Source organism: Paenirhodobacter sp. (assembly GCF_047600745.1).
In the GTDB taxonomy this organism is placed as follows: domain Bacteria; phylum Pseudomonadota; class Alphaproteobacteria; order Rhodobacterales; family Rhodobacteraceae; genus Rhodobacter.
In genome coordinates this window covers 383,401-395,780 of sequence record NZ_JASGKI010000002.1, presented here as the reverse complement: position 1 = coordinate 395,780, position 12,380 = coordinate 383,401, and the positions used below count along the sequence as shown (strand labels likewise).

9 protein-coding genes and 2 pseudogenes are annotated in these 12,380 nt (G+C 64.9%); all 11 read right to left on the bottom strand.

Going from position 1 to position 12,380, the window contains the following annotated elements:
• Nucleotide 1: 1 nt before the first annotated feature.
• The 11 genes and pseudogenes from QM789_RS06300 to QM789_RS06250 all read right to left on the bottom strand — a co-directional run bounded on the left by QM789_RS06300 (nucleotide 2) and on the right by QM789_RS06250 (nucleotide 12,325).
• Nucleotides 2–1,033 (bottom strand): amino acid ABC transporter substrate-binding protein, encoded by a 1,032-nt coding sequence (locus tag QM789_RS06300; protein ID WP_420351107.1) that lies wholly within the window; start codon nucleotides 1,031–1,033, stop codon nucleotides 2–4.
• Nucleotides 1,034–1,142: 109 nt separating this feature from the next.
• A pseudogene (locus QM789_RS06295) lies at nucleotides 1,143–1,868 on the bottom strand (SDR family NAD(P)-dependent oxidoreductase); the annotation flags it as partial.
• Nucleotides 1,869–1,903: 35 nt separating this feature from the next.
• Entirely contained in the window at nucleotides 1,904–2,449 is a 546-nt protein-coding gene (locus QM789_RS06290; protein WP_420351106.1) for an SDR family oxidoreductase, read from the bottom strand.
• 16 nt (nucleotides 2,450–2,465) lie between these two features.
• Nucleotides 2,466–2,618 (bottom strand): annotated as a pseudogene (locus QM789_RS06285) (SDR family NAD(P)-dependent oxidoreductase); the annotation flags it as partial.
• 131 nt (nucleotides 2,619–2,749) lie between these two features.
• Nucleotides 2,750–3,661: a LysR substrate-binding domain-containing protein gene (locus tag QM789_RS06280; RefSeq protein WP_420351105.1), complete on the bottom strand. Its 912-nt coding sequence runs from the start codon at nucleotides 3,659–3,661 to the stop codon at nucleotides 2,750–2,752.
• Between the two features lie 62 nt (nucleotides 3,662–3,723).
• Nucleotides 3,724–4,932 carry an NAD(P)/FAD-dependent oxidoreductase gene (locus tag QM789_RS06275; protein WP_420351104.1) on the bottom strand — a complete coding sequence of 403 codons (1,209 nt, stop codon included), beginning with the start codon at nucleotides 4,930–4,932 and terminating at the stop codon, nucleotides 3,724–3,726.
• Nucleotides 4,929–5,750, bottom strand: a complete 822-nt coding sequence (locus QM789_RS06270; RefSeq protein WP_420351103.1) for an NAD-dependent epimerase/dehydratase family protein — start codon at nucleotides 5,748–5,750, stop codon at nucleotides 4,929–4,931. The genes QM789_RS06275 and QM789_RS06270 overlap by 4 nt, the downstream gene beginning before the upstream one ends.
• On the bottom strand, nucleotides 5,747–6,967 hold the full coding sequence (locus tag QM789_RS06265; RefSeq protein WP_420351102.1) for a pyridoxal phosphate-dependent aminotransferase: 1,221 nt from the start codon (nucleotides 6,965–6,967) through the stop codon (nucleotides 5,747–5,749). The genes QM789_RS06270 and QM789_RS06265 overlap by 4 nt, the downstream gene beginning before the upstream one ends.
• A complete protein-coding gene (locus tag QM789_RS06260; protein WP_420351101.1) occupies nucleotides 6,964–8,586 on the bottom strand; it encodes a hydantoinase B/oxoprolinase family protein in 1,623 nt (540 codons plus the stop codon). Before QM789_RS06260 ends, QM789_RS06265 begins: the two co-directional genes overlap by 4 nt.
• Nucleotides 8,583–10,664: a hydantoinase/oxoprolinase family protein gene (locus tag QM789_RS06255; RefSeq protein ID WP_420351100.1), complete on the bottom strand. Its 2,082-nt coding sequence runs from the start codon at nucleotides 10,662–10,664 to the stop codon at nucleotides 8,583–8,585. The genes QM789_RS06260 and QM789_RS06255 overlap by 4 nt, the downstream gene beginning before the upstream one ends.
• Nucleotides 10,661–12,325, bottom strand: coding sequence for a thiamine pyrophosphate-dependent enzyme (locus QM789_RS06250; protein WP_420351099.1), 1,665 nt, complete (start codon nucleotides 12,323–12,325; stop codon nucleotides 10,661–10,663). The genes QM789_RS06255 and QM789_RS06250 overlap by 4 nt, the downstream gene beginning before the upstream one ends.
• Nucleotides 12,326–12,380: the final 55 nt, after the last annotated feature.

The window sequence follows — 12,380 nt, the reverse complement described above, 5'->3', positions numbered from 1 at the left end:
ATCAGTCGATGATGTAGGGGAACAGCACGCCGCCATCCTTCCACAGCGCGGTCAGTTCGCGGTCCATCTTGTAGGGAGATTTCTGACCCAGGCTGCGTTCGAAGATTTCGGAATAGTTGCCGACATTCTTGATCACGCCATAGGCCCAGTCATCCGACAGCCCCAGGCCCGCGCCCATGCCCGGCGTCGCGCCAAGGAATTTGCCAACTTCGACCGTAGGCGGATTCGCCTTCATCTCATCGACGTTTTCCGACGTGATGCCCTCCTGTTCGGCAAAGAGCAGCGCGCTCAGCGTCCAGTTCGCAATATCGACCCAGTTGTCGTCACCTTGACGCATCAACATCACCGACGGCTCCAATGCGATGATATCAGGCAGCATGACATGCGCCTCGGGATCGTTCGATGACGCCCGGGACACCGCCAGAACCGGCCCCCACTGGATGTAGGTGTCGCAACGGCCCGAGAAATAGGCTCCCTCCAGCTCGGACGTGCGTTCGATCGCGACAACCTCCATCTCGATGCCGATCTGCTGGAGATATGAGGTCAGCTGCTTTTCCTGCGAGGTGCCCGCCATGACGCAGATCGTGCCGCCCTCGGCATCCTTGAGGCTTTCCAACCCCAGCTCTTTATGGGCCAGGACGCGGGTCGTGCCGAGATAGTAAGAGTTCGAGAATTGCATGTTCAGGTCGGTGTCGCGGCTCAGCGTGCCACCCGAGGCCTTGATCATGATGTCGACATCGCCCGATTGCAGCGACGGCCAGCGCTGTTCCCAGGACAGCGGGATGATGCGGACTTTGGACGGATCGCCAAGGATGGCGGTGCCAATGGCGCGGCACAGTTCGATGTCGATCCCTTTCCAGTTGCCGCGATCGTCGGTTTCGGCGAAGCCCAGATACGAGCCGTTATGTCCCGGACACAGCAATTCGCCGCGTTGCTTCACCGTCTTCAGCGTGTCGCCGTTGCCTGCGAAGGCTCCGGCAGCGGAAAGGATCAGGATACCGGCGGCAATGCCGGTTTTCAGAAAACAGTTCATAGCCCACTCCCGTGTTGGCATTGATTACAGGCATTCGGTCTTGATCCCGCCGCAGCCTGCGTTTCGCGTCGGGTTTTTCCAGTCCGGCATCGCGGATAGGGAAACAGTGTCAGGCGTAAATATAACCACCTGACACTATTATATTTTCTCCGGTCATATAGGTGTTCTTCGGGCCACCGGCCATCAGCACCCATTCCGCCATCTCTTCCGGTTCGCCACCTCTGCCCAGGGGGCTGGCCTTCGCCAGTTCGGCAAGGAATCCTAGCTCGCGGGCCTTTTGCGTGGCCATTCCGGCCGGCGCGACCGAGTTGACCAGAATTCCGTCAGGAGCAACTTCATGCGCCATGCTTTTCGTCAGGCTGACGACGGCGGCCTTGGTGGCGGCGTAATGGGCATTCTGCGGATGCGCCTTAAAGGCGTCGACCGAGGTGATATTGACGATCCGCCCACGCACAAGGCCGTTCAGGGACTGCTGCCGCATCCTGCGGATCGCCGCGACCATCATGTGATAACTGCCCTTGACGTTGATGGCATTCGAGGCGTCCCAATCGGCATCCGTGATTTCGAGGATCGGCTTTCTGGGATAGATGGCGGCCGAGTTCACCAGCGTGTCGATCCGGCCCAATTCGTCGGCGACCTTTTCCAGCGCGGCATGGGCCGCATCGGCCGTGCGGATGTCGCAGGCCGCAAAAGCGGCAGGAATACCGGCCTCGCGCGCGGGGGCCAGTGCCGCCTCGGCTGCTTCGGGGTTGAGGTCGATGATCCCCAAGGCCGAAGCCCCGTTTGCCACTGCCATGCGGCCGATGAGCGCGCCCAATCCAGCACCGCCGCCCACGATTACGACAGAAGTCCCTGCATCTGCGCCTATCCTTACTTTTTCTGCTGCGAACCGGTAACGGTCGCCTGATGGGTGGGAAGAATGTCGAAACGCGCCACATCGACGGCCTGCGGCAGCTTCCAGACCGAAAGCAACATGGCGGCCACGTCCTGCGGCTGAACTGCGGAATGCCCGGCATACATCGCGGCCCGTGCATCCTCCGACAGCAGATCCTTGTAGAGGCCGCTTTCGACACGGCCTGCGACGATCTCGGTCACGCGCACACCATGCGGCGCCATGTCCAGCCGCAAGGCCTGGGCAAAACCGCCGATGGCCGCCTTGGTGGCGCAGTAGACGGCCAGATTCGGGAACGGTGCATGTCCCGCTGTCGAGCCGGTAAAGAAGATATGACCCCTGCCCCGCCGACGCATACCCGGCGCGACGATCCGGGTCAGTTGCAGCACAGCAGTCAGGTTCACCGCGATGGCCCTTTGCATCTCCTCCTCGGGCAGATCGCAGAAGTTCACCATCGCTGGCATCATGCCCGCGTTGTTGACGAGAATGTCCGGCTCCAATTCCGCGAGCGAACCGAGAAGCATTCGGATCAGCCAGATCCAGACGCAGGCCCCTGATGCCCTGCGCCTCCAGTTCCGCCAACGCATCAGGCTGCCGCCCGACAGCGATCACCTCGTGACCGGCATCCCTCAGGGACAATGCGATTGCCCGTCCGATACCGCTCGTGGCGCCTGTTACCAAAGCTTGTGTCATGCGCGTATCCTTTCACGCAGGAGCGTGCAGCATCGGGGGGCGCAACCAAATCAAGAAAAGCGCAGGATCGACAAGTTTTTCTTGCCTCTCGCCTTGCGCGAAATCCGGTGCATCGCACCGTCGCGGATCAACTAGGACTGGGCCCAGTCTTCTTCCGCGATCCATTTGCAGAATGCCGCGATAGCGCTGACCCGGCGATGCGCCTTGGGCAGAACCAGATAGAAGCCAGGCACATGCCCGGCAGGCATGCCCCGCATGATCCCGCGGCCGAAAGGGGCGACGAGCTTGCCCAGTTTCAGATCTTCTTCCGCATCAATGGTCGAAATCAGCCCGACGCCCAGCCCCGCCACCGTCGCCCGCCGCATCGTCGCGGCATCCTGAAAGCGGATGGCAGCCTGCGAAACCTCGGCCCTCACCCCCAGATGGGCCAGCACATCCGGCCAGAGCCTGTCCGAAAGAACAGGATGCAGCAGCGCCAGATCCTTCAGGTCGTCGGGGATGGCGATCCTGCGGGCAATTTCAGGCGTGCAGCAAATTTCCTTGTAGTCGTAGAGCAGCAAGGTAGCCTCATAAGGCTTCCAGGTGCCGTAGCCCCATTGGATGGCGACATCCACATCGTCCGCCACGAAATCCGGCAGGTCGACCATCGTCGTCAGGCGCAGGTCGGCGTCAGGCATGGTTTCCCGGAACCTGGCAAGCCGGTCGAGCAGATAGCGCGTGGCAAAGTAAGGGCTGGCGTTCACGTTGATCCGGGTCCGCCGCCCGACCTTGGTGACGCGGCGCACGCCCTCCTCCATCTCCTCGAAGGCGGACTGGATGTAATGCGCCAGCAAGATCGCCTGCTCGTTCGGCTCGATGACGCGGCCCTTGCGCTCGAACAGCTCAAGCGCCAGGGTTTCCTCCAGCAGCTTGATCTGCTGGCTGACGGCCTGAGGCGTCACCAGCAATTCGTCGGCTGCGGCCCGAAAACTGCGGTGCCGCACGACGGTATGAAAGACGCGCAGCGCATTGAGCGGCGGCAGCCGGAAGGGGCGGTCGTTCATCGCCGCCCCCCGTGGTCGATCCGGCGTGTCAAACGCATGGCTTCCTCGCCTCCGCCCGGCGATCAGATGACCGCCTTTTCCAAGAAGGGCCGGTTTTCGACGATACGCTCATAGCCGACTTCGGACAGATCGAGTGTGCGGAAGCCGCCATAGGTGATCAGCTCAGACACGCCGCGACCGGCCGCAGGCCCCTGCTGCAAGCCATGCCCGGAATAGCCGTTGGCGTAAACGAAATTCGTCACTTCCGGGTGCGGCCCGACGATCAGGTTGTGGTCCAGGGTGTTGAAATCATAGTGGCCCGCCCATTGGTTCACCACCTTGATCGCCTCGAAACCGGGCGAGCGTTCCGCCAGCGCGGGCCAGATGATTTCCTCGAACTCTTCGTAACGCGGCTCAAAATCGTCCCAGTCCGCCGCCGGATCCTCGACCGGCGGGCAGCCGGTCAGGAAGAACCGTCCCTCGGGGCGGCAGAACACGCCCGAGGGGTCGATCATCAGCGGCAGGCGGCCTTCGTTGACCTGGGCCGTACCCTCGGGGGTCTTTGCGCAGTCAAAGACGAACAGGGTGCGCTTTCGCGGCTCGACCGGCACATCAAGGCCCGCCATCCGCGCCGTCAGCGCCGCGCGCGGCCCCGAGGCGTTCACCACCGTCCCCGCCTTGATCACCGCGCCGGATTTCAGCGTGACCGTGGCGACGCGATTGCCCTCGCGACCGATCGCCACCACCTCATCGGTGACATATTCCGCGCCTTGTTCGCGGGCCTTGGCCTTGAACCCATACATCAATCCGGTGTTGTTGAACCAACCCTCGCCCGATTGCCCGTAAGAGGCCAGCACGATGTCATCGACATTCAGATGCGGAAAGGCGCGGGCCAGTTCTTCCTGCCCCCACAGCACCACATCGGCGCCACAGGCCCGCTGGACCTCATGGTTTTCGCGCAGGGTCTGGGCCTGTTCCTCGGTATTGGCCAGGAACAGATAGCCGCCGGGATGAAAGTTGAGGTCCGGCTTCGGTTCGCCCGCCACCTGCATCGTCTCGGCGAAGCCGCGGATGAACGCGCTGCCGAACTGGCTGATCTTGACGTTGATCGGGTTCGAGAACTGCACCCGGATCGACGATGACGACAGCGAGGTCGCGGCTTTCAGATAGGTGGGGTCGCGCTCGACCACCAGCACAGAGCCCTTGAAATCCGGGTTCGCAGTCAGGAAATAGGCGACGGAGGAGCCGATTACCGCGCCCCCCACGATCACCACGTCATAGCTGTCCTTCATTTCGATGCCTCGTCGTCAGGATGGCCCAGATCCACGAACCAGCCGCCAAGGCATTGCACGGCGGGGGCATGCGGGTCTGCGGGATCGGTCTTGGCCTCCATGCCGGCCCGGAAGCCCTCGGTATTGTCCTGCGGGCGATAGCCCAAGTGTCCGGCCAAGCGGTTGTCCACCGGCTTCACCGCATTGTCGGACATGCCGAAGGACACCGTAAAGCCGACGCGCGGCGCGGTCAGGCTGGCCGTGACCAGCCGCACGCAATCGTCGAAGGACAGCCAGGACCACAGCATCCGCCGGTCCGCCGGCTCCGGGAAGGACGAGAAGATGCGCAAGGCGACGCTCTCGATGCCGAACTTGTCCCAGTAGAGCTGGCCCAGATTCTCGACGAAGCATTTCGACAGCCCGTAAAGGCTGTCCGGTCGCTGGCGGGCATTGGCGTCGATATGGTCTTCCAGCTTGTGATAGCCGATGGCATGCACCGACGAGGCATAGATCACCCGCTTGACCCCATGTTTCCGCGCCGCCTCATAGATGTGATAGCTGCCGCGGATATTGGAGTTCAGGATCTCCTCCCAGGGGCGCTCCAGCGGCGCTCCGCCGAAATGGACGATGGCATCGACGCCTTCGACCGCCTTCAGCACCGCCGCCTCGTCGGCCAGATCAAAGATCGCGGCCTCTTCGTTGGGTTTCAGATCCTTGATCTCGGCGACATCCGCCAGCCGCAGCCGGCGCGCCAGCGGCGCAAGGCCCCGGCGCAGTTCGGTCCCCAGGCGGCCGGCGGCGCCTGTGATCAGGATGGTGTCGAAACGGGGGCTGGTCATGCGGATACCTCGGCAGGTTGAAGCGCGGCCACGGCGCGGGCGATCCGGGCAATGGCCTCGGTCAATATCTCGTCGCTCGTCGCGGTCGAGATCCGGAAGAAGGGCGACAGGCCATAGGCCGTGCCCGGCACCGAGCTGACATGCCCCTCGGCGAGCAGGTAGTTCGACACGGCCACGTCATCGGCCAGCACCTCGCCCTTGGGCGTGCGACGACCGATCAGGCCCGCACAGCCGATATAGGCATAGAAGGCGCCCTCGGGGGCCGGAAGCGTCAGCCCGTCGATCTTCGCGATCCCCGCCACCACCAGGTCGCGGCGACGCTGGAACGCCGCGCGGAATTCGCCGATGCAATCCTGCGGGCCGGTGAGCGCCGCCAGCGCGGCGGCCTGCATGGGCGCGGCGACCGAGGTCACGCTCTGGCTCTGCACCGTGTTCATCGCCTTGATCAGCGGCGCGGGACCGGCGGCGTAACCGACGCGCCAGCCGGTCATGGCATAGGCTTTCGCGACGCCGTTCACGATCAGGCTGCGGTCCTTCAGTTCCGGGCAAGCCTTGCCCCAGCTGACGAATTCCCGCCCGTCGAAGATGATATGTTCATAGATTTCATCCGACAGCACCAGCACCTGCGGGTGCCGTACCAGCACATCGCCAAGCGCGCGCAGTTCGTCGCGCGAATAGACCGCGCCCGAGGGATTGCCCGGCATGTTCAGGAACAGCCATTTCGTGCGCGGCGTGATCGCGGCCTCCAGCACCTCGGGCGTCAGGCGGAACCCGGTTTCCGCCGGGCACTCCGCGATGACCGGGGTGCCACCCAGCAGCTTCACCATCTCGGGATAGCTGACGAAATAGGGCGCAGGCAGGATCGCCTCGTCGCCATCGTTCAACGTCGCCATCAGCGCGTTGAAGATGATCTGCTTGGCGCCGTTCGCGACCACGATGTCTTCGGGACCGTAGTCGAGGCCGTTCTCGCGCCGGAACTTCTCGGCTACGGCCTGCCGCAGCGCCGGCGTGCCCCCGGCGGCGGTATACAGCGTCTCGCCCGCCAAGGCCGCCCTGTGCGCGGCCTCCGCGACATGGGCGGGCGTCGGAAAATCCGGCTCGCCCAGACCAAGGTCGATCACATCGACGCCGGTCGCCCGCAGCGCCTTGGCCGCCTGCGACGCCGCCATCGAGGCCGAAGGTTTCACCGCCCCCAGGCGGCTTGCCACATAGCTCATTTGCCCGTCTCCGTCACATAACCCTTGTGGGCATCCTCGGCCCGCGCATCAGTGCTGCGCCGGGCCGGATCGCCGAAGCCACCGCCGCCCGGCAGGTGCAGGATCAGCTTGCGCCCGCTCGGCACATGCTGCCAGCCCTTGGGTTTCAGCCGCGTGCCATCGTCCAGTTCGACCCGGCCCTGCGCGCCGTCCTGCCCGCCGTCGCGGCCCCTCGCCGCATGGCCCACCCGGTCGAACATCGCCGAGAAGTCGAATTCATGCCCCGGCGCGGGTTCGATCTCGATGATCTGGCCCAGCCCGCCGCGATATTCGCCATCACCGCCACTGTCCGGGCGCAGTTCCTTGCGCCAGACGATGATCGGGCCGGTGTGCTCGGTCGCCTCGATCGGCATCGTATGCACGCCCGAGGGGAAGGCCGTCGCCGACAGCCCGTCCAGCGAGGGCCGCGCCCCCATGCCGCCCGAGTTGAACATCAGGATTTCCGCGTGGCGTCCCTCCTGCCCCGCCACCGGCCGGGCGGAGATATGGATGTTCCACAAGGCCGCCGCACCCTCGGCCAGAATCTGCCCCGGCATCGCCTTGGCGACCGCCCCCAGCACCAGATCAGGCACCATATGCCCGTTCACATGCCGCAGGCTGACCGGCGCCGGACGCTGTGCGTTCAGGATATTGGGCGGCGAGGACACGGTGAACAGTTCGAGCGAGGCCCAGTTGTTCGGGATATCCGGCGCCACCACGCATTTCAGCGCATAGCAGGCGTAAGCCTTGGTATAGATCAGCGGCACGTTGATGCCCCAGCGGCTGGCCCCATCGGTGCCGGTGAAATCGACATGCACGTTATCATCGCCAAAGGTGACACAGGCGGCCAGCCTGACCGGCTCGTCATAGCCATCGGTCAACATCTCGTTCGACCAGCTTCCCTTCGGCAGCGCGCGGATACGGTCCAGCGTCGCCGCGCGGGTGCGGGTGAAGATGAACTCGCCCAGCATGTCGAGGCTTTCCAGCCCGATTTCCTCCATCATCGCGATCAGGCGACGGTGGCCGACATCGTTGCACGCCGCCAGCGAGAAGAAATCGCCCACGACCTGGTTCGGCTCGCGCACGTTGCTGCGCAGGATGCGGATCAGATCCTGATTCACCGCGCCGCGCTCGGCGAATTTCATGATCGGGATCTGGATGCCTTCCTCATAGACCGACTTGCCGTCCGCCCCGAAGCCGCGCCCGCCCACATCGACCACATGCGCCGTGCAGGCAAAGAAGCCGACCAACTCGTCGCCCTTGAACGAGGGCGTGACCATGGTGATGTCGTGCAGATGCCCGGTGCCCAGCCAAGGGTCGTTGGTGACATAGGTGTCGCCGGGATACATCTGATCGCGCGGGATCGCCGCCATGAAATGCAGCACCGATTCCGCCATGGTGTTGACATGGCCCGGCGTGCCGGTCACCGCCTGCGCCAGCATCCGGCCCTGCGGGTCATAGACCCCCGCCGACAGGTCGCCCGCCTCGCGCACCGAGGTGGAGAAGGCCGTGCGCAAGAGCGTCATCGCCTGTTCCTCGACCACCGAGATCAGCCGGTTCCACATGACCTGCATGCGGATTTCCTGCGTTGCGTCAGTCATTTTCCGGTCTCCTTGCGGGTCAGAAGAAGGGTGCCGTCGGCCTGCATCACCACGTCAAAGGGCGAGGTGACGACGGTCGAGGTCTCGCGCTCGACGATCACCGCCGGGCCGCTGACGCGGGCGCCGGGGGTCAGGCTCTGGCGCTCGACGATGGCGGTGGTCAGGGGTTTGCCCTCGGCGGGATCGAAGACGGCGCGGGTCACCGACGCCTCATGCGCCTTGTCGCCGCGGGTAATCTCCAGCCGCTCGGGCGCGGGGCGTTCGTCCTGCGCCTTGACCGAGAAGGTGACGATCTCGATTTCCAGCCCGTCCAGCCCGTCGATGGCGCGGCCGAAGAAACGGGCGTAATTCTCGCGGAAACTGTCGCGCAGGCTTTCGACATCCCCGGCGGTAAAATCGCGGTCGGGCAGCGTGACCGGGATTTCCCAGCCCTGGCCGACATAGCGCATGAAGGCGGTGATCTCGCGCTGGATGGCGCCATCGGTTCCGGCACGGACGAAGCCCTCGGCGGTGGCCTTCAGATCGGCCAGCAGGGCGTTGACCTGCGCCGGATCGAATTGCGACAGCCGCACGATCTTCGAGGCCAGCGCCTCATAGCCGAAGGGCGCCTTCAGGAAACCGATGGCCGAGCCCACGCCCGCGCCCGGCGGGATCAGACATTCGTCCACGCCCAGCTTCTCGCACAGCCGCGCGGCGTGCAGCGGCGCGGCACCGCCGAAAGCGATCATGATATTGTCGGAGATGTTCTTGCCGTTCTCGACCGCATGGACGCGGGCGGCATTGGCCATATTCTCGTCGACCACCTCGACGATGCCGAAGGCCGCCGCCTCGGCGGGCAGGTTCAGCCGGTCGCCCACGTCGCGGACGATGGCGCCTTCGGCATTCGCCACCGACAGCCTGATCGCGCCGCCGGCGAAATTGTCGGGGTCGAGCTTGCCCAGAACCAGATCGGCATCGGTGATCGCCGGGCGCTCACCGCCGCGCTGATAGCAGGCCGGACCGGGTTCCGAGGCCGCCGATTCCGGACCGGTCTGGATCCGCCCCATGGCATCGACCCAGGCAATGGATCCGCCCCCCGCCCCGATCTCGATCATCTCGATCACCGGGATCGAGATCGGCATCCCCGAGCCCTTGCAGAAGCGATAGGTGCGGGCGACCTCGAAGGTGCGGGCGGTCTTGGGCTGGAAATCCTCGATCAGGCATATCTTGGCGGTGGTGCCGCCCATGTCATAGCTGACCACCGTGTCGAGCCCGAAACGCTGCGCCACATCGGCGGCAAAGATCGCGCCCCCCGCCGGGCCGGATTCGACCAGCCGCACCGGAAACTCCGCCGCCGTCTCGACCGAGATCAGACCGCCGCCGGAATGGATCATGAAGACGGGACATTGCGCGCCCATCTCCTTCAGCCGGATCTGCAACCGGGCCAGGTAATCCGCCATCTGCGGCCGCACATAGGCATTGGCGCAGACGGTGTTGAACCGCTCGAACTCGCGCATCTGCGGCGAGACCTCGGCGGAAATCGAAATCGGCACCTTCACCTTGGCCGCGATGATTTCGCGGGCGCGGCGCTCATGTGCGGGGTTCATGTAGGAATGGATGAAGCCGATGGCGACGGCGCCGAAGCCCCCGGCGGCGATCCGGTCGGCGATCTGTTCCAGCGCGGCCTCGTCCAGCGGCGCCAGTTCCTGCCCCTGCGCGCCAATCCGGCCCTTGACGGTGAAACGGTCCTCGCGCGGGATCAGTGGCGTGGGCAGTTTCAGGTTCAGATCATATTGCTCGAAGCGGTTTTCTGTCCGCATCTCGATCACGTCGCGGAATCCCTCGGTGGTGACCAGCGCCGTGCGGACCCCGCGCCGCTCGATCAGCGCATTGGTCGCCAGCGTGGTGCCGTGGATCACGATGTCGAGCTCCGCGGGCGTGATCCCCGCATCCCGCATGACGACGACGATCCCGTCGAGGATGGCCTGTTCCGGCGCGCTGTAATTGGTCAGTACCTTGGTCGAGAACATCGTGCCGCGGCAATCCAGCGCGATGTCGGTGAACGTGCCGCCGATATCGGCACCAAGGCGGATACTCATGCGCTTTCCTTTGCTTTCAGCGCGGCTTCGCGCATCTGGGAGAGGGTCTGGCGCGGGGTCAGCGCCTCGGGCGAAATGTTCAGTTCCAGCAGCGCGCCGGTGCGCGAGGCGCGGGCGCGGGCGAAGGCCGCCGGGAAATCCTCGGTCGTCTCGACACGCTCGGCGTGATAGCCGTAGGACTGCGCCAGCATGACGAAATCGGGGTTTTGCAGCTCCGTCCCCGAAACGCGGGCCGGGTAGTTGCGCTCCTGATGCGCGCGGATGGTGCCGTAGATACCGTTGTTCAGCACCAGGATGATCGGCTGCGCACCGGCCTGCATGGCGGCGCCAAGCTCCTGGCAATTCATCTGGAAATCGCCATCGCCCGCAAAGCAGACCACGGTGCGGTCGGGAAAGGCCACCTTGGCCGCCACCGCCGCCGGAACGCCGTAGCCCATCGCCCCGGATTGCGGCGCCAGCAGCCGCGCCTTGGGGCCGAACTTGTAGAACTTGTTCGGCCAGACGGTGAAGTTGCCCGCGCCATTGGTCAGGATCGCATCTTCGGGCAGCACCTCGCGCAGATGCGCGGTGGCCAGCACCATATCCACAGGGGAGGGCTGGACGGGCGCCTCGAACCCGTCCTCATAAGCCTTGCGGCCATTCGCGCGCCATTCGGCCCAGTTGCCCTTGACCGGGCGGAGCGCGGCGGCGAAGGCGTTCGGCCCCGCCTGAATGCCGAGCGTCGGCTGATAGATCTTGCCGATCTCGCGGTCCGAAGCATGGACATGGATCAGCTTCTGCGACGGAACCGGCACGGTCAGCAGCGTATAGCCGTCCGTCGTCATCTCGCCGAAACGGATATTGATCGCCAGGATCACATCCGCCTCGCGGATCAGCGCCTTGACATGCGCGGGCATGCCCACGCCCGCCTCACCGGCATAGACCGGCGAGAAATTGTCGAACTGATCCTGATAGCGGAAGGCCGCGACGACGGGGATGTCGCTGGCTTCGGCGAAGTCCTGCAACGCCGCCTGCCCGGCCTCGGTCCAGTTACAGCCGCCCATCAGCACCAGCGGACGCGCGGCGCCTTCCAGCATCGCCAGCGCCTCTGCGACGGTATCCGCCGCAGGCGCCGGCTCGGCCACGCGGGCGAAGCCGGTCAGCGGCGCGGCATCGGTCAGGCTGGTCAGCATGTCCTCGGGCAGCGCGATCACCACCGGGCCGGGGCGGCCCGTGGTGGCCGTGGTCCAGGCGCGGGCGAGGATTTCCGGGATGCGCTCCACATCGTCGATCTCGACCGCCCATTTCGCCATGGTGCCGAAGACGGCGCGATAGTCGATTTCCTGGAACGCCTCGCGACCTTTCATATCCGTGCCGACCTGACCCACGAACAGGATCATCGGCGCCGAGTCCTGCATCGCCGTATGCACGCCGATCGAGGCATTGGTGACGCCCGGGCCCCGCGTCACGAAGCACAGACCCGGCTGGCCCATCAGCTTGCCCCAGGCGGCGGCCATGAAGGCGGCCCCGCCCTCGTTGCGGCACAGGATGAAATCAAGCTTGCCTTGCGTATCGTGCAGCGCATCCAGCACCGCCAGATAGCTTTCTCCCGGAACGCCGAAACCCTTGGTCGCACCAAGAGCGACCAGGCTTTCGACCAGAAGCTGACCTCCGTTCCGCATTCCCGTATCCTTCCTGCCCCCGGCTCTGAGCGCGGCCAGCGGGCATAAATGAATT

What these genes read in the sequence shown, in the direction of transcription:
- QM789_RS06300 (WP_420351107.1), bottom strand. Translation starts at nt 1,033, where the DNA reads ATGAACTGTTTTCTGAAAACCGGCATTGCCGCCGGTATCCTGATCCTT.
- QM789_RS06290 (WP_420351106.1), bottom strand. Translation starts at nt 2,449, where the DNA reads ATGCTTCTCGGTTCGCTCGCGGAATTGGAGCCGGACATTCTCGTCAAC.
- QM789_RS06280 (WP_420351105.1), bottom strand. Translation starts at nt 3,661, where the DNA reads ATGAACGACCGCCCCTTCCGGCTGCCGCCGCTCAATGCGCTGCGCGTC.
- QM789_RS06275 (WP_420351104.1), bottom strand. Translation starts at nt 4,932, where the DNA reads ATGAAGGACAGCTATGACGTGGTGATCGTGGGGGGCGCGGTAATCGGC.
- QM789_RS06270 (WP_420351103.1), bottom strand. Translation starts at nt 5,750, where the DNA reads ATGACCAGCCCCCGTTTCGACACCATCCTGATCACAGGCGCCGCCGGC.
- QM789_RS06265 (WP_420351102.1), bottom strand. Translation starts at nt 6,967, where the DNA reads ATGAGCTATGTGGCAAGCCGCCTGGGGGCGGTGAAACCTTCGGCCTCG.
- QM789_RS06260 (WP_420351101.1), bottom strand. Translation starts at nt 8,586, where the DNA reads ATGACTGACGCAACGCAGGAAATCCGCATGCAGGTCATGTGGAACCGG.
- QM789_RS06255 (WP_420351100.1), bottom strand. Translation starts at nt 10,664, where the DNA reads ATGAGTATCCGCCTTGGTGCCGATATCGGCGGCACGTTCACCGACATC.
- QM789_RS06250 (WP_420351099.1), bottom strand. Translation starts at nt 12,325, where the DNA reads ATGCGGAACGGAGGTCAGCTTCTGGTCGAAAGCCTGGTCGCTCTTGGT.